The following is a 19,949-nucleotide window of genomic DNA, read 5'->3' on the forward strand; positions in this document are numbered from 1 at the left end:
GATGAGCACATATCCGGCCGTGCGTAGTCGGAACTGTGACAGCGACCAAGGACTAGAGAACTCAAGTGGCACGGGATTACTACGGACTGCTCGGCGTCGGGAAAAATGCTACCGACACCGAGCTCAAACGCGCCTACCGGAAGCTGGCTCGCGAACTGCATCCCGACGTCAACCCCGATGAGGCGGCGCAGGCCAGGTTCAAAGAGGTTTCCGCGGCCTACGAAGTGCTGACGGACCCGGAGAAGCGGCGCATCGTCGATATGGGCGGCGATCCGCTCGAGTCCGGCGGCGGCGCGGGTGGCGGTTTCGGTGGCGCCGGTTTCGGCGGGCTCGGCGATGTGTTCGAGGCGTTCTTCGGCGGGATGAGCGGCGCTCAGGGGGGCGGCCGCGCACCGCGCGGGCGCGTGCAACCGGGCGCGGATTCCCTGGTTCGCACCCGGCTGAGCCTCGCCGAATGCGCCGTCGGCGTCACCAAGCATCTGACCGTGGACACCGCGATCCTCTGCGATCTGTGCCATGGTTCGGGCACCAACGGCAAGTCCAAGGCGGTGCGCTGCGAAACCTGCGGCGGAGCCGGTGAAGTCCAGTCCGTGCAGCGTTCCTTCCTCGGTCAGGTGCTGACCTCGCGGCCGTGCCCTACCTGCCGCGGCGCCGGTGAGACGATCCCCGACCCCTGCCGCAAATGCGGCGGCGACGGCCGGGTGCGCGCCCGCCGTGAGATCGCGGCGCCCATCCCGGCCGGTGTCGCCAACGGTATGCGGGTGCGGCTGGCCGCCCAGGGCGAGGTCGGGCCGGGCGGCGGCCACGCCGGTGACCTGTATGTGGAGGTCGTGGAACAACCGCACGACGTGTTCGTCCGCGACGGCGACGACCTGCACTGCACCGTTCGTGTGCCCATGGTCGACGCGGCGCTGGGCACCACGGTCGTGATCGACACCATCCTCGACGGACCGACCGAACTGACCATCCCGGCGGGCACTCAGCCGGGCGAGATCTCGGTCCTGCGCGGGCATGGGATGCCGCGGCTGCGTTCCGGTGCGCGCGGTGATCTGATGGCTCACCTCGATATCGTCATCCCGACCAAACTGGACAGTAAGCAGACCGATCTGCTGCGCAAATACAAGGGGATGCGTGAGCGCGACCGAGCCGAGGTGATGTCGGCGCAGTCCGAGCACAGCAGCGGTCTGTTCGCCCGGTTGCGGGCCTCGTTCAGCGGACGCTGATTGGCGGCCACGGTTTTCTACCTCGACGACATCCCGGAACCGGGCGCCGTCGCGGTACTCGACGGTCCCGAGGGCAGGCACGCGGCCACCGTGCGGCGGATCCGGGTCGGCGAGCCCATCACGCTGTCGGATGGTCGCGGTCTGCTCGCCGACACCGAAGTCGTTGCCGCGCAGCGTGACCGGCTGGAGTTGGCGGTGCGCAACCGCGGCCGGGTCGAGCCGGTGTCACCGCAGGTGACCGTGGTGCAGGCGCTGCCGAAATCCGACCGTTCGGAGCTGGCTGTCGAGCTGATGACCGAAGCGGGGGCGGATGTGATCGTGCCGTGGCAGGCGGCTCGCTGTGTCGCCAGATGGGAAGCCAAGGCGGACAAGGGTGTCGGGAAATGGCGTGCTGCGGCCCGTGCTGCAGCGCGGCAGTCCCGCCGCGCCTATATCCCGGAAGTGACCGGCCTGCACCGCACTCCGGATCTGCTGACCGCGGTGCGCGCGGCGAAGGACGCGGGTGCGGTGGTGGCCGCGCTGCACGAATCCGGCACCGCGAAATTCACCGAGCTGCCCTGGGACACGGCGGCCTCGGCCATGTTGATCGTCGGCCCGGAAGGCGGGGTGGACGAGGCGGAACTGACGGCGTTGGCTCAGGCGGGCGCCGATGTGGTGCTGCTCGGCCCGACGGTGTTGCGCACCTCCACCGCCGCCGCGGTCGCACTCGGCGCGCTCGGCGCGCTCACCGCCCGCTGGTAGACCGGGTCAGATGTGGACAACTGATAATTCACTGTGACCTGTCGGTGCCGCGCGTTAAACTTTCAGCACGGATGCGGACCGCAGCAATCCGTATAGCAGCAGCTCCGAGACCGGAAAGTAGGCCATAGCCACTACGTGAGAGCACAAGGCGAGACAGGCGACCAGAACATCTCCGCAGTCGGCGACGGCGCTGGCGGCGCTGGCGCCCCGGCGGCACGTGAGGTGCGCTCCAGCATCGAGCTGGCCCCCGAATCCGTATTCCCGTTCCTCGGCTCCGCCGACGAGAACCTGCGAGAGCTCGAGCAGTTGCTCGCCGCCGATATCCACGTCCGCGGCAATATGGTGACGCTCACCGGCAAAGCCACCGATGTGGCACACGCCGAGCGGGTCGTCGAGCAACTCGTCGCGCTGACCGGCCGCAACCGAGTCGTCACGCCCGAGGCGGTGCGCCACACCGTCTCCATGCTCACCGAGGGTCTCTCCGAATCGCCCGCCGAGGTGCTCAGCCTCGACATCCTGTCCCGGCGCGGCAAGACCATCCGCCCCAAAACTCTCAACCAGAAACGCTACGTCGACGCCATCGACGCCAACACCATCGTGTTCGGTATCGGCCCCGCCGGCACCGGCAAGACTTACTTGGCGATGGCCAAAGCCGTCCAGGCCCTGCAGACCAAGCAGGTCAACCGCATCATCCTCACCCGCCCCGCGGTGGAGGCGGGGGAGCGGCTCGGCTTCCTGCCCGGCACGCTCAACGAGAAGATCGACCCGTACCTGCGCCCGCTCTATGACGCCCTGCACGACATGATGGACCCCGAAGCCATCCCCAAGCTGATGGCGGCCGGGGTCATCGAGGTCGCGCCCCTGGCGTATATGCGCGGCCGTACGATCAACGACTCGTTCATCATCCTGGACGAGGCGCAGAACACCACCGCCGAGCAGATGAAGATGTTCCTGACCAGGCTCGGGTTCGGTTCGAAGATCGTGGTGACCGGTGACGTCACCCAGGTCGATCTGCCGACGGGCGCCCGGTCGGGGTTGCGGGCGGCGACGGAGATCCTCGGCGAGATCGACGATATTCATTTCGCCGAGCTGACCAGCAGCGATGTGGTTCGGCACCGGCTGGTGTCCGATATCGTCGACGCCTACGACCGGTTCGAGGCCGAAACCGGATCGCAGGTGACGGCGCATATGACCGGGAATCGGGCGCAGCGGCGCGCGGCGGGCCGTGCGGGCAGGCGGTGAGGCGTACCTCCGCCTTCGCTCCGGCCATGCGCATTTCCGGGTACCTCCCGCATTCGTTCGGGGTGTGGGCGGTCTGGGGGGCGGGCTACGCCCGGACGCGCCGTAGACTGACCGGGTGAGTATCGAGATCGCCAACGAGTCGGGTATGGACGTACCCGAGGAAGACCTGGTAGGTGTCGCCCGGTTCGTGATCGCTCGGATGGATGTGCACCCGGCCGCCGAGTTGTCGATGGTGCTCGTCGATCTCGACACCATGGCCGATCTGCACATGCGTTGGATGGACCTGCCTGGCCCCACCGACGTCATGTCCTTCCCGATGGACGAACTCGAGCCCGGCGGCCGCCCCGACAGTCCGGAACCCGGCCCGTCCATGCTGGGCGATATCGTGCTGTGCCCCGAGTTCGCGCTCGGCCAGGCACGCACGGCCGGGCATTCGCTCGACCACGAACTGGCGCTGCTCACCGTGCACGGTGTGCTCCACCTGCTCGGCTACGACCATGCCGAGCCGGAGGAGGAAAAGGAGATGTTCACGCTGCAGGCGCGGCTGCTCCAGGAGTGGTACGAGAGCTTGCGCGAGGCGGCCCGTCGCGCCGAACTCGCCGAACGCGATGCGCGGCTGCTGGGGAAGGCCGGTTTCACGACCCCGGGTGAACCGACAGCGTGAGCGAACTGACCCTGCTCGTCCTCGCTGTCCTGCTCGTTCCTGTCGGCGGCGTATTCGCGGCCGTCGACTCGGCGCTCAACACCGTTTCACCGGCCCGTCTCGACGATATGGTGCGCGCGGAACGTCCGGGTGCGGCGCGGCTGCGCCGGGTCGTTGCGGATCGGCCGCGCTATGTGAATCTGATGGTGCTGCTGCGCATCCTGTGCGAGATCACCGCGACCGTGCTACTGGCTGCCGCCCTGATCACCGTACTGGCCAGCGGCTGGGCGCTGCTGGTCACCGCCGTGGTCATGGTGGTGGTCGACTATGTCGTCATCGGTGTCGCGCCGCGCACCCTCGGCAGACAGCACGCGTATTCGATCGCCCTGGTTGCGGCGCTGCCGTTGCAGTTCATCGGTGCTGTGCTCAGCCCGGTCAGCAGGCTGCTCATCCTCGTCGGTAATGCGCTCACCCCGGGTAAGGGTTTCCGCAACGGGCCGTTTGCGTCCGAGATCGAGCTGCGCGAAGTGGTCGATATGGCCCGCGAACGCGGTGTGGTGGCCGACGACGAACGCCGCATGATCCAGTCGGTGTTCGAACTCGGCGACACCACCGCGCGGGCGGTGATGGTACCGCGCACCGAAATGGTGTGGATCGAAGCGGATAAATCGGTGGCCCAGGCGACATCGCTGGCTGTGCGCAGCGGTCATTCGCGTGTCCCGGTGATCGGGGAGAACATCGATGACATCCTCGGCGTGGTGTATCTGAAAGACCTTGTCCCCTATGCCGATCGGGGGCGCCGGGTACCGGTGCGGGAGGTGATGCGTCCGGCGGTGTTCATGCCCGATTCGAAACCGCTGGACGAACTGCTGGACGAAATGCAGCGCCGCCGCAACCATATGGCGCTGCTGGTCGACGAGTACGGCGGCATCGCAGGCCTGGTCACCATCGAGGACGTGCTGGAGGAGATCGTCGGCGAGATCGCCGATGAATACGATACCGGCGAAACACCGCCGATCGAGGAACTCGGTGACGGCCGCTACCGGGTTTCGGCGCGGCTGCCGATCGACGACCTCGGCGAGGTGTACGGGCTCGATATCGAGGACGAGGACGTCGACACGGTCGGCGGGCTGCTCGCGCACGAACTCGGCCGGGTACCGCTGCCCGGCTCCGAAGTCGTCGCGCACGGGCTGCTGCTGCGCGGCGAGGGCGGCGCGGACGCGCGGGGACGGGTGCGGGTGCACACCGTGGTGGTGGAGCGGGCGCCGAGCGAGCCCGCGGAATCGGACGACTCCGGCTCGGACCGGGATCGCCCGGCCGGCCGGGACGATGAGGGAGACGCCCATGATTGAATTGGATGCCGAGGACAACAAGCTGGTGGTGCTGGCCCGTGGTGCGCTCGGCCGCACCGGCGGCGGCAGCGGAGCCGCGATCCGCGATACCGATGGCCGTACCTACGCCGCGGGCGAGGTGGAGTTGCAGGCGCTGCGGTTGACGGCGTTGCAGGCCGTGGTCGCGGCCGCTGTCTCCAGTGGCGCCGAAGGATTCGAGGCAGCGGTGGTGGTCGGCGGCCGGTTCGCCGATGCGGGTGTCGCAGCGGTGCGTGAGATGTCGCCGCAGGCGCGGATCGTGTTCACCGACCGCGCGGGCGCGGTATTCGATATCGCGGAGGGTTTCGAGGTCCACGATGGCTGAGCGCACCGACGGTGAATTCCGTTCCGGTTTCGTCTGTTTCGTCGGTCGACCGAACACCGGTAAATCGACGTTGACGAATGCGCTGGTCGGCGCGAAGATCGCGATCACCTCGTCGCGCCCGCAGACGACGCGGCACACCATCCGCGGCATTGTGCACCGCGAGCATGCGCAGCTGATCCTGGTCGACACCCCCGGCCTGCACCGCCCACGCACCCTGCTCGGGCAGCGTCTCAACGATCTGGTGCGCGATACCTATTCCGAGGTCGATGTGATCGCGCTGTGCATTCCGGCCGACGAGAAGATCGGGCCCGGCGACCGGTGGATCGTGCAGCAGGTCAAGCAGATGGCGCCCCGCACGACACTGCTCGGCGTGGTCACCAAGATCGACAAGGTGAGCCGCGACCAGATCGCCGCCCAGCTGCTCGCGGTCTCGCAACTGCTCGGCCCGGACACCGACGTGGTGCCGGTATCGGCGGTGCGGGGCGAGCAGGTGGAGGTGCTCGTCGATGTCATCGCCTCGAAGATGCCGGAAGGCCCTGCCTTTTATCCCGACGGCGAGCTGACCGACGAGCCCGAAGAAACTCTGATGGCGGAGCTGATCCGGGAAGCAGCGCTGGAAGGTGTGCGCGACGAGCTGCCGCATTCACTGGCCGTGGTCATCGAAGAGGTGCTGCCGTACGAGGGCCGCGAGGACATGCTCGATGTGCATGCCCTGCTGTATGTGGAGCGGCCGAGCCAGAAAGCCATCGTCATCGGCAAGGGGGGTTCCCGGCTCAAAGAGGTCGGTACCAACGCCCGCAAGCAGATCGAACACATCCTCGGTACCCGGATCTATCTGAACCTGCATGTGAAGATCGCCAAGGATTGGCAGCGCGACCCCAAACAACTCGGCAAACTCGGCTTCTGACCAGGTGCGGAGGGTTAGCCGCGTGTCGTGCCGACTCTCGTGCGGTGCACGCGTCCGCTGTCACCACCAGGGTTCGGGGCGCTGCCGATCCCAGTGCAGCTCCTGCTCCAGTTGCGCCGCAACCGAAACCAGCCGCGGTTCGCTGGACGCGGTACCCATCAGTTGGGCGCCCACCGGCAGGCCTGCGTCGGTGAACCCCGCGGGGACGTTGATGCTGGGCCAGCCGAGGACGTTCCACGGCCAGGTGTAGGGGCAGGCGGCGGTGATCAGGCTGTTGGTTGCGCCGACCCCGATCCCGTCGATCTCCTCGACCCGAGGCGCGGGGGTGGCGGTGGTCGGGGCGAGAACCAGGTCGTAGTTGTCGAAGAAGGAGCCGAAGCGCCGGTGCAGCAGCGGTTCGATCCGGCGCGCAGCGAACAGGGTGGGACCGCCGAGGATACCGCCGAGACGGATATTGGCCATGGTGCGCGGATCGACCCGCGCCCCGGGCATAGACCGGTGCACGGCGCGGATACCGGCCATCGAGCGCGGCAGGAACGAGGCGCCGACCAGCAGTCCGTAATGGATATCGGCCACCGTCACGGTGTGGCCGAGGGTGCGCAGCGCGGTGGCGATACGGCGCACGCCCGCTTCGACTTCCGGGTCGAGCGCGGTTGGGGTGGCGGTGAACGGGATGCGCAACGATAGGGCGATCCGTAACCGGCCGGGATCGCGGCCGACCATATCGCGCAGGGTGAGCGGCGCAGGCGTGTGCCGATCGCCGGGGTGCGGGCCTGCAGCGGCGTCGAGTAGCAGCGCGGCGTCGGCGACGGTGCGGGCGAGCGGACCGTGCACGGTGAGCCCGTGGAACGCTTCGGGTAGCGGCCAGGTGGAGATGCGCCCGCGTTGCGGTTTGATCCCGACCAGGTTCGTCCACGCCGCCGGGATACGCACCGATCCCGCACCGTCGGAACCGAGCGCGGCGGGCACCAGCCCGGCCGCGACTGCCGCCGCCGAACCACCGGAGGAGCCGCCGGGGGTGTGGTCGCGCTGCCACGGGTTGCGGGTGCAGCCGAACGCCGCGCTACTGGTGAACGGTAGCTGCCCGTATTCGCAGGTATTGGTTTTGCCGACGATCACCGCGCCCGCGGCCCGCAGCCGCCGCACCGGCTCGGCGTCCTCGGTTTTCGGTAGGAAATCCCCGCCTACGCCGAACGCTGTCGTTTCCCCCGCTATATCGGTGTCGTCTTTGATCGCGATCGGCACCCCGAGCAGCGGCAGCCGCTCCCCGGCCGCGATACGCCGGTCTGCCTCCTGTGCTTCGGCGAGCGCCCGTTCCCGGCGCACCACCCGGAATGCATTGAGCCCGGTTTGGCTGGCCTCGATGCGATCCAGCACGTCGGTGGTGGCTTCGGTGGATCCGACCGTGCCCGCGGCGATCGCCTCCGCCAACGCCGCAGCCCCCAGTTCGCTCACCCGGCGCTCGGTCCGATCCATGCTGTCATCGGGCACGGCCATGTGATCTCCGTCTCGTCGGGGTCATCTCATGCACCGTAACTCCAATCTGGTCAAGCGTCCATCTTTGGTTCGGTCCGGTTCGTCACGGGAACGGGCGATCGCCACGAAGCGGAGACGTTTCACCGCGCCGAGCCTGGTCATGGCCGTCGGTGGTCCATGCAAGACTGTGGTCGTGCGTTTGTATCGGGATCACGCTGTGGTGCTGCGCCAGCACAAGCTGGGGGAGGCGGATCGGATCGTCACGCTGTTGACGCGCCAGTACGGGCTGGTGCGCGCCGTGGCCAAAGGGGTGCGACGGACCAGATCGCGATTCGGGGCGCGGCTGGAGCCGTTCGCCTATATCGACGTGCAACTGCATCCCGGCCGGAACCTGGACACGATCACCCAGGTACACACCATGGAGGCGTTCGCGCCCGGCATCATCGACGACTACGGCCGCTACACCACCGCCTGTGCCGTCCTGGAAACCGCGGAACGGCTCGCCGGTGAGGAACACGCCCCTGCCCCGCGCCTGCACACCCTCACTGCGGGCGCATTACGAGCCATCGCCGCAGGGCAACGCCCACACGAACTGATTCTGGACGCCTACCTGCTGCGCGCCATGGCCTACGCGGGCTGGGCTCCGGCCCTGGACGAATGCGCCCGCTGCGCCACACCCGGACCGCATCGCGCCTTCCACGTCGCCGCCGGCGGCGCGGTCTGCGTGCACTGCCGTCCACCCGGTGCGACCACCCCTGCCCCCGCTGTGCTCGACCTGCTGCTCGCCCTGCGCCGCGGTGACTGGGACGGTATCGACACCGTTCCCGAAGCGGTGCGCCGCCAGGCCAGCGGTCTTGTTGCCGCGCACCTGCAATGGCATCTGGAGCGTCAGCTGCGCACTTTGCCACTGATCGAACGCTCCCGCGTCACGTCCGGGGGTGCGCACTTCGACACCGCCCTGGCGGTACCAGGAACCTGAGCCGCGCAGCGGTACCCCCCGCGCCTGCGGCTCCCGGTGCGGGCATTCCGGTTCACTTCACGACCTGATCCCTCGGCGCGGCCAGGACGGGCGAGGACGACCGGTGCACGCTTCGGGAACTGAACTCACGCAGGGCCGACGAGTAAGGCGGGCGACTGTCTCGCGCTGGAAGGCGGTCTGCGTACTTTCTGGCCTCGAGGGCGTTGAACCTGCCACGGAACGTGGCGGTATACGGGGTGCTCGCGTGGCCGGGTGAGCCCGGATAGACCATGCTCGGCGGCGCCGGCTGCCGGTGGAAGTGACCGGCGTTCACATTCGATCTGGCCGGTATTGTCGCTACCCAGCCCTGATTGTGCGTGAGCACCGCGTCGTTCCTGGCGGCGGCGACTGCACAGTTCGACTCTCACGGTGCTGGCCCGCTGACGCACCGTCGACGACGACCTCCGCTCGATCCGGCTCCCGCGGGCGCTGTCGGATTCGGGGCGGAATGGATTTCCTCGCGCAGGGCCGGGCGAGTACCCAGGCTTTTCTCCTGATCGGGCGGCACTGTATCGGCCCCGCACCTGCATCGTGCAGGATGGACGGGTGATCCTGCGTCGTGACTCAGCCGGCCCGTCCGAAAGCGTCCGCACCGTCCGCCCGCCGTCACCGCATCCTTCGGGGGCGCGTCCGCCGCAGCTGCCGCCGGAGCTGGTGCCCAAACATGTGGCGCTGGTGATGGACGGCAACGGGCGTTGGGCGCAGGAGCGTGGGCTGCCGCGCACTGCCGGTCACGAGCGCGGCGAGGCGGTGTTGTTGGATACCGTGGAGGGCTGTATCGAGATCGGCGTCAAATGGCTGTCGGCGTACGCTTTCTCCACCGAGAACTGGCGGCGCAGCCCGGAGGAGGTGCGCTTTCTGATGGGCTTCAACCGTGATGTGATCCGCCGCCGCCGCGACGAAATGCACGAGATGGGCGTGCGGGTGCGCTGGGCCGGGCGGCGGCCGCGGTTGTGGCGCAGCGTGATCAAGGAGCTGGAAGCCGCGCAGGAGCTCACCAAGGACAACACGGTGATGACGCTCACCATGTGCGTCAACTACGGTGGCCGGGCCGAAATCGCCGATGCGGCACGGGAAATCGCGCGTCGGGTAGCGGCCGGGGAGTTGGACCCGGAGAAGGTGAACGAGGCGACGCTCGCGCGTTATCTGGACGAGCCGGATATGCCCGATGTCGATCTGTTTCTGCGCCCATCGGGCGAATATCGCAGTTCGAACTTCCTGATCTGGCAGTCCGCGTACGCCGAATTCGTCTATCAGAACACGCTGTTCCCGGATTTCGACCGCCGTAACCTCTGGGATGCCTGCCTCGCCTACGCCCAGCGCGATCGCCGGTTCGGTGGCGCGAAATGAGCGGTGAGCAGGAGACGGGCTCGGCGCTGGAACCGTCGCTGGAATTGCAGGCGCGCGCCGGAGCGTGTCTGGGGCTCTACGACGTGGATGTGCGGGTCGACAACGACGGTTCGCTGCGTTTCGACTATCAGGGCGCCCTGTGCTCGCTCGGTGCGATGACGCTCACGCCCGGTCTGGACGTGCTGACCCTGACCTGTGTGCTGGCCTGGGACCGGCCCCTCAAACCGCAGCTGCACAAACGTGTCGCCGAACGCAACAATTCGCTGCAGTTCGGCTCGATCACCGTGATCGGGCACGGCAAACTCGCCGATGTGATCCTGCGCTACACCTTCCCGGCGGCCGGGCTCGACGATCAGGCGCTGGCTACGATGCTGCTGCTGGTGCTGTCCGGGGCGGGGCAGGCGCGCCGGGGTCTGCTGCCCTGAGTCTGCTCAGGGCGCGGGAGCCTGTCCCGATGCTGCCGGGGCGAACGGGAAAAGCGTCGCCACCCCGCGGATCATCGCCTCGGTGTCGACATCGCCGATGATCAGGTGCTGCAGCGCGAAACCCGGCAGCAGCCCGAACAGGGCACTCGCCACGGCGTCGAGGTCGGCATCGGTGGACAACCATCCGGCCTCGACCATGCGCTCGGCGTATTCGCGCCACATCTGGCGGATACCTGCCATGGCCTGTTTCACGTATACCGCGGCTTCCTGGTCGATCAGTGCCAGCGACCACGCTTGTGGCGCCAGGCGCAGCCTGCCTTCCGGCCCGCCCTGGCTGACGACCCATGCGGCGACGTGTGCAACGACTTCCGCAGGCAGCGGCACCGGATCGCGCCGGATGATCTCGGCCAGCATGTCGCGGATATTGCCGGAGGCGTTTGCGGCCAGTTCGGCGACCAGTTCGTCTTTGCTTTTGAAGTAGCGGTACACCGCTCCGGCCGATAGCCCGGCTTCGGCGAAGACATCCTGCATGGAGGACTGGTGGAACCCCTTGCGGGCGAAGCAGCGCTGTGCGGCGTCGATGATCTGCTGTCTGCGGCGTTCCAAGTGTTCTTCGCTGACTCGGGGCATGTTGCCAAAATAAAACGAATATTCGTTCTTGACAAGCTGCCTCGGTCGATGGGACCGTGAGATGAGTATAAAAAGAACGGACCTCCGATTTACAGGAGAACGTCATGAACGTCACCCAGCGCGCCGTGGCCGTCGGAATCGGCGCGGCCCTGCTCCAAGCGCTGATGCTGATCGCCTTTGCCTGGCCTGCCAGCAATATCGCTCCCCGTGATCTGCCGGTTGCGGTGGCCGGACCGCAGGCGACCGTGGTCGCCGACCGGTTGAACGGGCACAGCCCCGGCGCGTTCGAGATCGACACCGTCACCGACGAGACCGCCGCCAGGCAGGCCATCACCGACCGCGAGGTCTACGGCGCCATCGTCACCGGCGGCGGGGCGCCACGCGTGCTGGTCGCCTCCGGAGCGAGCCCGGCAGTAGCTCAGCAGCTCACCCAGCTGGCGCAGCAGCTGTCCGGACTGCCCACTGCGCAGGCCGAAGATGTCGTCGCGGCCGACCCGGACGATCCGCGCGGTATCGGGTTCGGCGCCATGGCGCTACCGCTGGTGATGTCCGGTATCGCTGCCGGTGTGCTGCTGGCGCTGGCGGTGCCGACCGCCGCGGGACGCCTGACAGGCACGCTGGTCTTCGCGATCGCAGGCGGCCTGCTCAGCATGGCGGTCGTACAGGGCTGGCTGTCGCTCCTGCCCGGTGGCTATCTGCTGCTCAGCGCGGTGGCGGCTCTGGTGTCGTTCGCCATGGCCGCCACGGTCGCCGGCCTGGCCACGGTGCTCGGCCGCGCGGGTCTCGGGCTCGCGGCGCTGACGATGCTGCTGATCGGTAACCCGCTTTCCGGCGCGACGTCGGCGCCGGAACTGCTGCCGCAGCCGTGGGGGATGATCGGGCAACTGTTGCCGCCCGGTGCCGCCGCATCGCTGCTACGTTCGGCCGCCTTCTTCGATGGGGCAGGCGCAGGCGGGCCGCTGCTGGTGCTGCTGGTCTGGGCCGGGGTCGCCACAGTGTTGTTCGGTGTGGGCGCGGTGCGTGACCGGCGTGGCGTGCCTGCCGCCGACCGGGATCCGGTTCCCGTCGCCGCCTGAGCGAAGTCGCCGCTTGCACGAATAGGAGCAAGGCCGCTGCCGTCATTCGACGACAGCGGCCTCGGCTCGTTGTGGAATCGTTATCGGCGGCCGTGTCCAGCATCGGCGCAGGGGCCGCAGGTGCCGAAGATTTCCAGGGTGTGGCTGACCTCGGTGAAACCGTGGGCCCCTGCTGTGTTCTCGGCCCACGCCTCCACGGTCGGTCCTGCGACCTCGACGGTGCGGCCGCAGTGGCGGCACACCAGATGGTGATGATGACCGGTGGAACACTGGCGGTACACCGATTCACCGGTGTCGGTGCGCAGTACATCGACCATGCCTGCGTCGGCGAGCGACTGCAGGGTGCGGTAGACGGTGGTCAGGCCGATGCCCTCGCCGCGGCGGCGCAGTTCGTCGTGTAGTTCCTGGGCAGAGCGGAACTTGTCGATGTCTTCGAGCAGCGCGGCGATCGCGCTGCGCTGGCGAGTGCTGCGAATTCCCACGGGCTTCTGTGCGGTGGCCACTTTGCCGGTCATATTGTCCGACACCAATTACCCTTCTTCCTCGGCGTGCGCGACTGCGTCGACCACGATGTGCGCCAAATGATCATCGACGAGTTCGTAGAGCACTTCCCGGCCCGAACGCTCGCCGTGCACCACCCCGGCCGATTTGAGGATCCGCAGGTGCTGGCTGACCAGTGGCTGTGTCACGCCCAGGGCGTCGACCAGTTCGTGCACACAGCGTGGCGACTCCCGCAGTTGTAGCACGATGGCGATCCGGACGGGAGCCGCAAGCGCCCGTAGCAGCTCACCGGCGTTCTCCAGAACGGCGCGCGAGGGCAGTGGGGCGGGGGCGGGCGAACGGTAGGGGTTGTGTGTGGGCGCAGCCGTCTCGGCAGTCATCGGACCAACTCCTTATTGGAAAGCGATTCCATTTTGATATGCATAGTTGCGCATGTCAAATGGACACCCCGTGGTGGTGGAAACCCTGTTGAGTAGGGCCGATAGGCTGTAGGTCAACTGGTCGATCCGACACCTCATTGCCCGTTCTCATCGTGCAATGTAGTGCGGGTGGCCGAGAGGGGTCCCGTTCCGGGGCAGCTGATTCCGACTCGTAGTGGATGGAGAATTCTCGCGTGGCACCCAAGTCGAAGGTGGACACCGTTGCCAACCTCGCCAAGCGCCGGGGTCTGGTGTACCCGTGCGGTGAGATCTACGGCGGCACCAAGTCGGCCTGGGACTACGGGCCGCTCGGCGTCGAACTCAAAGAGAACATCAAGCGGCAATGGTGGCGATCCATGGTCACCAGCCGCGACGATGTGGTCGGTCTCGACTCGTCGGTGATCCTGCCCCGCCAGGTGTGGGAGGCCTCCGGCCATGTGGAAACCTTCAGCGATCCGCTGGTCGAATCGCTGATCACGCATAAGCGCTACCGGGCCGACCACCTGCTCGAGGCATATGAGGCCAAGCATGGTCACCCGCCCGCCAATGGCCTCGCCGATATTCGCGACCCGGAAACCGGCGACCCCGGCCAGTGGACCGAGCCACGTAACTTCTCCGGCCTGCTCAAGACGTACCTCGGCCCGGTCGACGACGAAGAGGGCCTGCACTATCTGCGGCCGGAAACCGCGCAGGGCATCTTCGTCAACTACAAGAACGTGGAGACCACCGCGCGCAAGAAACCGCCGTTCGGCATCGCCCAGATCGGCAAGAGCTTCCGCAACGAGATCACCCCCGGCAACTTCATCTTCCGCACCCGCGAGTTCGAGCAGATGGAAATGGAGTTCTTCGTCAAACCCGGCGAGGACGCCGAATGGCACAAGTACTGGATCGATACCCGGTTCGCCTGGTACACCGATCTGGGTATCGACCCGGACAACCTGCGGCTCTACGACCATCCCAAGGACAAACTGTCGCACTACTCGGCGGGCACCACCGATATCGAATATCGGTTCGGCTTCCAAGGCGGTGAATGGGGTGAGCTGGAAGGTATCGCCAACCGCACCGATTTCGACCTGTCCACCCACGCCAAGCACTCCGGCGTCGACCTGAGCTACTACGACCAGACCGCCGAAGAGCGCTACATCCCCTACGTCATCGAACCGGCGGCCGGTCTGACCCGCTCGCTGATGGCGTTCCTGGTCGACGCCTACGCCGAGGACGAGGCGCCCAATGCCAAGGGCGGCGTCGACAAACGCACGGTGCTGCGACTGGACCGCAGGCTCGCGCCGGTCAAAGCGGCGGTGCTGCCGCTGTCGCGTAACGCGGACCTCACGCCGAAAGCCAAGGAGCTCGCGGCGCAGCTGCGCAAGAACTGGAACATCGAGTTCGACGACGCGGGCGCCATCGGCCGTCGCTACCGTCGTCAAGACGAGATCGGCACCCCGTTCTGCATCACCGTCGACTTCGACACCCTCGACGACCAGGCCGTCACGGTGCGCGAACGCGACTCCATGAACCAGGAGCGCATCGCGCTCGACCAGGTCGAGGGATATTTGGCACAGCGCCTGCTGGGCTGCTGACCAGGCCGCTCGCGACGCGCAGTGACGCCGGCGCTGGGCGCGGACCGTACTACGGCCACGCCGTCGCCGGCGTCATCGCCAGGTCCGGGTGCTTCCGGTCGTGTTACCTCGGCGGCCGCGGAGTAGCGGAGCTGTCGTAACGAGTCACGTCCTTGTTCCGCTTGGCCAGGCCGCCGAGGCCGAGTAGGCCGAGCAGGCCGAGCAATCCCCACAGGCCGGTCTTGTCGCTTTCCTGTTCGTGGTTGTTGTCCACGTTGGTCTGGGCGACCGGCTGCGGCTGTTCCAGCGGATCGGCCGCTGCAACACCTGCTCCACCGAAGGTGATTACGAGGGTCGACAGAGCAACTGCAACAGTCTTGCGCATGAATCTCTCCTTCCTCGTTGGGCGTTGCCGCATTACCCCGGCAAGATCAGATCAAACGGCGCCGCGAAACACCCGGCGTGACACCCCCGGAATACGACACGCGGAAAACATTTTTGTCGGTGCGGCCCCGTTGCTCCACGCTTGCGGGCGTGGTGTGGGATGAAGGTGATGTCGTTCGGATTCTGGAGCCTTCGGAGCAGCGTTTCGTCCGGCACGGGACCTACACCGGGCGCTCGGTATCGGTAGCGGGCCGCATCGACGCGGCAGCGCTGCGAGCGGCGTTCGTGCTGCTGCGGTACGAGTACCCGATCCTGGCCTGCCGGATCGGCGTCGACCGGCACGGATACGGGCACCTGTTGCGGCCAGGGGCTTTCGGTGTGTCCGGAGTGTGGATCGGATACGGCGACCCAGCTACCGTGCAGCCGCCACAGGCCCGGCTTGACCCGGCCGAACAGCTGGCATACCTGGACGTGGTGCTGTCGCGACGACCTCGTTGCCGGGTGACGCTGTATGTCCATCACGGGATCGCCGACGGTGGACATTGTGTCGCACTGCTGACGCGGCTGTGGGATTGCTACACCGCATGCGCCGAGTCCGCGGCGACACCGATGCCACCCCACGACTACCCCGAACCACTGGAATGGTTCGCCGCCCGGCACGGTATTGTCCGTGGGCTGCGGTCCGGTTTCGACAGCGTCGCCCGACCGCTGCCATCGTCGGCGCATCCATCATCTGACATGCCTGTCGAATCCCTCGGCACTACCGGACAGGCTGATTCCGATCCGGCCCCTGCCTCGGCTCCGGACCCCGGCATCGGGTCCGACCTACCCGGCGCGGAGCGCCCGCCCGCCAACTCGCTCGCTCGTCCGCAGCGTATCCGGCTCGACCGGGCGAGCACCGCACAGATCATCGAGGTGAGCCGCACGCATCGGCTCACCGTGAACGCGCTGCTCACCGCGGCTCTTTTGCGCGCCTACGCGATCGCGGTGGCGGGAGCCGGGAGCGCGCCGGTATCGCTCGGTTGCCTGTATCCGGTGGACCTGCGCACTCGCTTGGACCCGCCTGTCGCCGCCGCCGCGGGCACCAATATGGGCGGGATGGCATCGTTCGCCACCGATATCGACGGCTCGGTCTGCGTGCTGGATTTGGCGCGGCATATTTCCGACCGGCTGCGCCACGACCTCGACGAGGGCACGGTGCAGCAGTCCGTCCTGCATTTCCCGGACTTCTACGGCGCCGCACGCACCCGGTCGCTGGCCGGCCATATCGCGATCACCAACACCGGGGTCGTTCCGGCGCTGCGCACGCCCGCCGGACTGCGGATCACCGATTACGAGATCGTCTACCTTTCCGCCCATCCGCGCCCCTCACTCGGCCCGTCCGCCGCCGTCACCTTTCTCGCCTACACCTTTGCCGCGCGGCTGACCGTCGCGCTGCTCGGCTGCCCTGGGCAGCAGGAACGCCTGCTCGACACCGTGCACGCGGAACTGACAGCACCGGTTCGCCAGCGCGGAGTGCTGGTGTCAGGCTTCAACCACGGCTGATGGGAGCCGCCCTGATCTGTCATCGGATCGGCCCCGCCGGGCGCCGTCCCGCGTTCGTGCCAGGCAAAGACAGCGTTACCGTCGTCCACGACAACGGTCGGCGGCGCTACCTCGGGAACGCGCTCGGACTCGGAGTAGCAGCCGGTATCCGACGCGGGCGGCATCGTTCGGCAGCCGCCCGCGTCGCATATCTCAGCGCCGCATAATCGGTTCCTGCAGTTCGGTGACCCACTCGCCGGGGTTGTCGGAGTACACCAGCGTTACCTCCCGGCTCGGCCCGCTGATCCGGAACCCGTTGGTGTCGATCCAGGTGGCGAGCGCCTGCCACGGTTCGAGCACGTCGTCCATGGTGCCTCGGTGCACGGCCGTCGCCGCCTCGGGTACCGCGGGCAGGTCAACGATCGCGAAATCGTAGGCGTCATCAGGTTCGGTATTCACCTGCATGGCCGCGTGCACCAGCACCGAGCCGTCGCTCGTCTCCTCGTAATACGCGATACCGTGTCCGACAGTCGCCACCTTCGCCCGTTCCAGCCGCGCGCACAACTCGTCGAACAGCGGACCCACCACCGGCCCGATGGTCAGCGGCTCGAAATTCGCGGCGACCCCGGTCAATTCGGCCACTCGGACCGCAGGAAGCGATTTGATCACCACATCTTCAGCGGGCATGGCGCCCTCCTTCTCGATAATCCGGAGCCTCGTCTCGACCCGGACGAGCCGTGCACGGTCCTCGGCGATGCGCTGCTCGAGGTCGGCGCGCCGCAGCATCAGCATGCCGCGCAGTTCCGCACCGTCGACCGTGTTGTCGATGATCCGGCCAACCTGTTCCAGCGTGAAACCGAGATCTTTCAACGCGACGATCCGGTTCAACCGGGCCAGCTGCGCCGCCTCGTAATAGCGGTAGCCGGTCAGCGGGTCGACACGGTCCGGGCGCAACAGCCCGAGCCGGTCGTAATGGCGCACCATGCGGACCGATACCTGTCCGTGCCTGGCGAAGTCTCCGATACTCAACATGACGGCTTCCGGTGTAGGACCTGACACGGTGTCAGGGTCAAGCAGGCCGCCAGCGGTCCGCAGTTCAGAAACGCCCGCCGCGGCTCACCCGGCGTGAACCAGCGGACCCGCCGAAGGAGGCCGGACCGAACCCGCCGCTCATGCCGCCGCCGAATCCACCACCGAACCCGCCCCTGCCCGCGCCGCGCAGCATTTCCCCGATGAGGATCCCACCCAGCACCGCGCCCGTCGACCCGAACCCGGACGGTCCTTGCATCGTTTCCCACTGACGGACACTGCTCTGCGCTTCCTGCAGTGCGCGCCCGGCCAGGTCGGCGGCGGCACGGGCATACGGTAGGGCTTGCTCGGGTGCGCTGTCGCGGCGGCGTTGCGCTTCGTCCAGATGGCGTTGCGCCTCCGATAGGCGGGTGCGGGCGGCGGCGTCGATACCGCCGCGACGGGTGCTGATGAAGTCGGTGGCCGCCCGCACCCGCGCTCCCGCATCGAGCAGCGCCTGATCGAGGCGGCGGCGTAGGTCTTCGGCGGCGAGTTTGCGGTTGGCGGCCTTCTCCAGCGCCCGATCCAGTTCAGCGTCCGCGGCCACGGCGTCGTGGAAGACGGCGAGCGGGTCGGGGGTGGATTCGGTGGCGCTGTCCAGCACGGCGCGTGCCGTGGCGGCGGCGGAAGCCAGTTCCGGGCCACCGTGGGCGCTCAGTTCGTCGGCGGCCGCGAGATCGGTGCGTAATTCCGCCAGCGCGGCGGGCAGCCCGGTGCGCGCCTGTTCGATATTCGCTGCCGCGTTCAGAACCGCATCGAGCAGCGCATTGGCCTGCCCGACCGCCGCTTCGGCGGACCGGATCGCGGGCACCGCAGCACCCTGTTCCCCGACCGGCCGCCGCAGCGCCTCCCGCCCGGTGTCGATGTTCTGCTCGGCGAAGGCGACCCGTTCGCGGGCCATGGTGATGTTGTCGCTGATCGAGGCGAGGGTGTGTGCGGGATGTGTCGCGTTCAGCCGCGCCAGTTCGGCCTCGGCGGCGGGCACCCGGCCGGTCACTTCCACCAGGCCACGGGTCAAGGCGTCGAGCCGATCTCCGGCGTTGATGAGCAGATCCCGCATCGCGTCGAACGCGGCGACCTGATCGTCGAGTTCGTGCTCCGCCCGCCCGACGGTGCTGATCAGATCGAGCAGCATCGCCCGCTGCTCCGGCGGTGTCTCCGGCACATCGTCGTCGAGCTGCTGCCGGATGGCGAACGCCCGAGCCGTGGCGGCCTTGGCTCGAGCGAGTGCCCGCCGGAACGGTGTGACGGCAATATCCCCGAATTCACCGGTGGCCAACTCCAGCTCTTCACCGCTGGTGTGCACGGCGTTGTCGATATCGACCAGCATCTCCCGTGACAGCGTGTCCAGCGTGTCGAGGGAGAACCCGGCCAGCGTGCGACTATCGGTGGGGTCGATACTGCGGGCGCGTTTCAGCTCCGCCGCGCCACGTTTCCGCTGCCGCTTCCGCGAGAACACCAGCAACCCGGCCACCACCAGCACGATCACACCCCCGATAATCAGCACCGCCACCACACTGATCCCGCCGCCCGTCACGGCCGCACCGATCCCGTCGGCTGCCGCGACCCCCGCCTCGGCCCAGCGGTTCGCCCGCAGCTGCGGTTCCACATAGCCGGTGAGCACCGAATCGAGCTCCGCTTCGGAAACCCCCTGCGGCAACTCTCCGTCCATCGCATACGCCCGGTCTCGTGTCGCGACCGCCAGCAGCAGGTCACGGTTCCCGAACCCGGACCGCGCCGCCGTGCTCGCCGCCCACTGCTGCGGTGTCATCCCGTCGAAATCGCGCACGTAGTACACCCACAACCGCACCTGATGTTCGGCGTACAGCTCGTCCACCGCGGACCGCACCCGTTGCAGCTCCGGCCGACCCACTTCCCCCGACGAATCCACCACATAGGTGTCCATCCGCGCGGGTGGCTCCGCGCCAGCGCCCCCCACACTCATCAGCACGGTCCCGGCGAACAGCACGCCGAGACCGAACCGAGCTGACCAGCGGAAAAACCGAAGTGGCAGCGCCATGCGCATGAATCTATCGCCTACCGCGCACCAGCGGTGCCTGTCGCTAGC

20 protein-coding genes are annotated in these 19,949 nt (G+C 67.6%); 13 read left to right on the plus strand and 7 right to left on the minus strand.

The features are described 5' to 3' along the window. Positions 1-65 precede the first annotated feature (65 nt). From dnaJ to era, 7 genes are all read left to right on the plus strand, one after another. Positions 66-1,223, plus strand: a complete 1,158-nt coding sequence (dnaJ, locus tag B0T44_RS02935) for a molecular chaperone DnaJ (RefSeq protein WP_077116487.1) — start codon at positions 66-68, stop codon at positions 1,221-1,223. Continuing rightward, positions 1,224-1,964, plus strand: coding sequence for a 16S rRNA (uracil(1498)-N(3))-methyltransferase (locus tag B0T44_RS02940; RefSeq protein ID WP_077116488.1), 741 nt, complete (start codon positions 1,224-1,226; stop codon positions 1,962-1,964). 168 nt (positions 1,965-2,132) lie between these two features. Further along, entirely contained in the window at positions 2,133-3,206 is a 1,074-nt protein-coding gene (locus tag B0T44_RS02945) for a PhoH family protein (protein WP_077116639.1), read from the plus strand. A gap of 115 nt (positions 3,207-3,321) precedes the next feature. Further along, a complete protein-coding gene (ybeY, locus tag B0T44_RS02950) occupies positions 3,322-3,870 on the plus strand; it encodes an rRNA maturation RNase YbeY (RefSeq protein ID WP_077116489.1) in 549 nt (182 codons plus the stop codon). Next, positions 3,867-5,201: a hemolysin family protein gene (locus tag B0T44_RS02955; protein ID WP_077116490.1), complete on the plus strand. Its 1,335-nt coding sequence runs from the start codon at positions 3,867-3,869 to the stop codon at positions 5,199-5,201. The genes ybeY and B0T44_RS02955 overlap by 4 nt, the downstream gene beginning before the upstream one ends. Beyond that, positions 5,194-5,544 (plus strand): cytidine deaminase-like protein, encoded by a 351-nt coding sequence (locus B0T44_RS02960; RefSeq protein ID WP_077116491.1) that lies wholly within the window; start codon positions 5,194-5,196, stop codon positions 5,542-5,544. Before B0T44_RS02955 ends, B0T44_RS02960 begins: the two co-directional genes overlap by 8 nt. Beyond that, complete coding sequence (era, locus tag B0T44_RS02965) at positions 5,537-6,451, plus strand: GTPase Era (protein WP_077116492.1); 915 nt, start codon at positions 5,537-5,539, stop codon at positions 6,449-6,451. Before B0T44_RS02960 ends, era begins: the two co-directional genes overlap by 8 nt. 60 nt (positions 6,452-6,511) lie before the next feature. On the opposite strand, the gene B0T44_RS02970 is transcribed toward era, so the two are convergent. Beyond that, a complete protein-coding gene (locus B0T44_RS02970; RefSeq protein ID WP_081511498.1) occupies positions 6,512-7,948 on the minus strand; it encodes an amidase in 1,437 nt (478 codons plus the stop codon). A 172-nt stretch (positions 7,949-8,120) separates the two neighbouring features. Between B0T44_RS02970 and recO the strand changes: the two genes are divergently transcribed. The 3 genes from recO (at position 8,121) to B0T44_RS02985 (ending at position 10,720) form a co-directional block, all read left to right on the plus strand. After that, positions 8,121-8,906, plus strand: coding sequence for a DNA repair protein RecO (recO, locus tag B0T44_RS02975; protein ID WP_077116641.1), 786 nt, complete (start codon positions 8,121-8,123; stop codon positions 8,904-8,906). A 585-nt stretch (positions 8,907-9,491) separates the two neighbouring features. Next, the gene (locus B0T44_RS02980) at positions 9,492-10,295 is read left to right on the plus strand and encodes an isoprenyl transferase (RefSeq protein ID WP_077116493.1); all 804 of its coding nucleotides are present in this window, start codon (positions 9,492-9,494) and stop codon (positions 10,293-10,295) included. Next, positions 10,292-10,720 carry a YbjN domain-containing protein gene (locus tag B0T44_RS02985; protein WP_139347777.1) on the plus strand — a complete coding sequence of 143 codons (429 nt, stop codon included), beginning with the start codon at positions 10,292-10,294 and terminating at the stop codon, positions 10,718-10,720. Before B0T44_RS02980 ends, B0T44_RS02985 begins: the two co-directional genes overlap by 4 nt. 6 nt (positions 10,721-10,726) lie before the next feature. Here the strand turns inward: B0T44_RS02985 and B0T44_RS02990 are convergent, their stop codons facing one another. Beyond that, on the minus strand, positions 10,727-11,350 hold the full coding sequence (locus B0T44_RS02990) for a TetR/AcrR family transcriptional regulator (protein WP_077116494.1): 624 nt from the start codon (positions 11,348-11,350) through the stop codon (positions 10,727-10,729). Positions 11,351-11,454: 104 nt separating this feature from the next. On the opposite strand from B0T44_RS02990, the gene B0T44_RS02995 reads away from it, so the two are divergent. Continuing rightward, on the plus strand, positions 11,455-12,426 hold the full coding sequence (locus B0T44_RS02995; RefSeq protein WP_077116495.1) for a hypothetical protein: 972 nt from the start codon (positions 11,455-11,457) through the stop codon (positions 12,424-12,426). A gap of 80 nt (positions 12,427-12,506) precedes the next feature. Here B0T44_RS02995 and B0T44_RS03000 read toward each other — a convergent pair whose 3' ends face one another. Together B0T44_RS03000 and B0T44_RS03005 are read right to left on the minus strand one after the other, a co-directional pair. Beyond that, positions 12,507-12,941, minus strand: a complete 435-nt coding sequence (locus tag B0T44_RS03000) for a Fur family transcriptional regulator (protein ID WP_077116643.1) — start codon at positions 12,939-12,941, stop codon at positions 12,507-12,509. 15 nt (positions 12,942-12,956) lie between these two features. Then, the gene (locus B0T44_RS03005) at positions 12,957-13,307 is read right to left on the minus strand and encodes an ArsR/SmtB family transcription factor (protein ID WP_077116496.1); all 351 of its coding nucleotides are present in this window, start codon (positions 13,305-13,307) and stop codon (positions 12,957-12,959) included. 233 nt (positions 13,308-13,540) lie between these two features. On the opposite strand from B0T44_RS03005, the gene B0T44_RS03010 reads away from it, so the two are divergent. Next, positions 13,541-14,926 (plus strand): glycine--tRNA ligase, encoded by a 1,386-nt coding sequence (locus B0T44_RS03010; protein ID WP_077116497.1) that lies wholly within the window; start codon positions 13,541-13,543, stop codon positions 14,924-14,926. Positions 14,927-15,029: 103 nt separating this feature from the next. Here B0T44_RS03010 and B0T44_RS03015 read toward each other — a convergent pair whose 3' ends face one another. Beyond that, positions 15,030-15,290: a WGxxGxxG family protein gene (locus tag B0T44_RS03015; RefSeq protein ID WP_077116498.1), complete on the minus strand. Its 261-nt coding sequence runs from the start codon at positions 15,288-15,290 to the stop codon at positions 15,030-15,032. A 149-nt stretch (positions 15,291-15,439) separates the two neighbouring features. Here B0T44_RS03015 and B0T44_RS03020 point away from each other — a divergent pair, with 149 nt between their 5' ends. Further along, positions 15,440-16,834, plus strand: a complete 1,395-nt coding sequence (locus tag B0T44_RS03020) for a phthiocerol/phthiodiolone dimycocerosyl transferase family protein (protein ID WP_077116499.1) — start codon at positions 15,440-15,442, stop codon at positions 16,832-16,834. A gap of 192 nt (positions 16,835-17,026) precedes the next feature. On the opposite strand, the gene B0T44_RS03030 is transcribed toward B0T44_RS03020, so the two are convergent. Then, positions 17,027-17,872 carry a MerR family transcriptional regulator gene (locus tag B0T44_RS03030; protein ID WP_367946986.1) on the minus strand — a complete coding sequence of 282 codons (846 nt, stop codon included), beginning with the start codon at positions 17,870-17,872 and terminating at the stop codon, positions 17,027-17,029. Positions 17,873-17,909: 37 nt separating this feature from the next. After that, positions 17,910-19,901 (minus strand): TPM domain-containing protein, encoded by a 1,992-nt coding sequence (locus B0T44_RS03035; protein WP_077116644.1) that lies wholly within the window; start codon positions 19,899-19,901, stop codon positions 17,910-17,912. Positions 19,902-19,949 lie beyond the last annotated feature (48 nt).

This window comes from Nocardia donostiensis (assembly GCF_002081715.1).
GTDB lineage: Bacteria > Actinomycetota > Actinomycetes > Mycobacteriales > Mycobacteriaceae > Nocardia > Nocardia donostiensis.

Coding starts and splice junctions, on each gene's coding strand:
- B0T44_RS02970 (WP_081511498.1), bottom strand. CDS start 7,948: ATGGCCGTGCCCGATGACAGCATGGATCGGACCGAGCGCCGGGTGAGC.
- B0T44_RS02995 (WP_077116495.1), top strand. CDS start 11,455: ATGAACGTCACCCAGCGCGCCGTGGCCGTCGGAATCGGCGCGGCCCTG.
- B0T44_RS03035 (WP_077116644.1), bottom strand. CDS start 19,901: ATGGCGCTGCCACTTCGGTTTTTCCGCTGGTCAGCTCGGTTCGGTCTC.
- B0T44_RS02960 (WP_077116491.1), top strand. CDS start 5,194: ATGATTGAATTGGATGCCGAGGACAACAAGCTGGTGGTGCTGGCCCGT.
- B0T44_RS03005 (WP_077116496.1), bottom strand. CDS start 13,307: ATGACTGCCGAGACGGCTGCGCCCACACACAACCCCTACCGTTCGCCC.
- B0T44_RS02985 (WP_139347777.1), top strand. CDS start 10,292: ATGAGCGGTGAGCAGGAGACGGGCTCGGCGCTGGAACCGTCGCTGGAA.
- B0T44_RS03015 (WP_077116498.1), bottom strand. CDS start 15,290: ATGCGCAAGACTGTTGCAGTTGCTCTGTCGACCCTCGTAATCACCTTC.
- B0T44_RS03000 (WP_077116643.1), bottom strand. CDS start 12,941: ATGACCGGCAAAGTGGCCACCGCACAGAAGCCCGTGGGAATTCGCAGC.
- B0T44_RS02990 (WP_077116494.1), bottom strand. CDS start 11,350: ATGCCCCGAGTCAGCGAAGAACACTTGGAACGCCGCAGACAGCAGATC.
- era (WP_077116492.1), top strand. CDS start 5,537: ATGGCTGAGCGCACCGACGGTGAATTCCGTTCCGGTTTCGTCTGTTTC.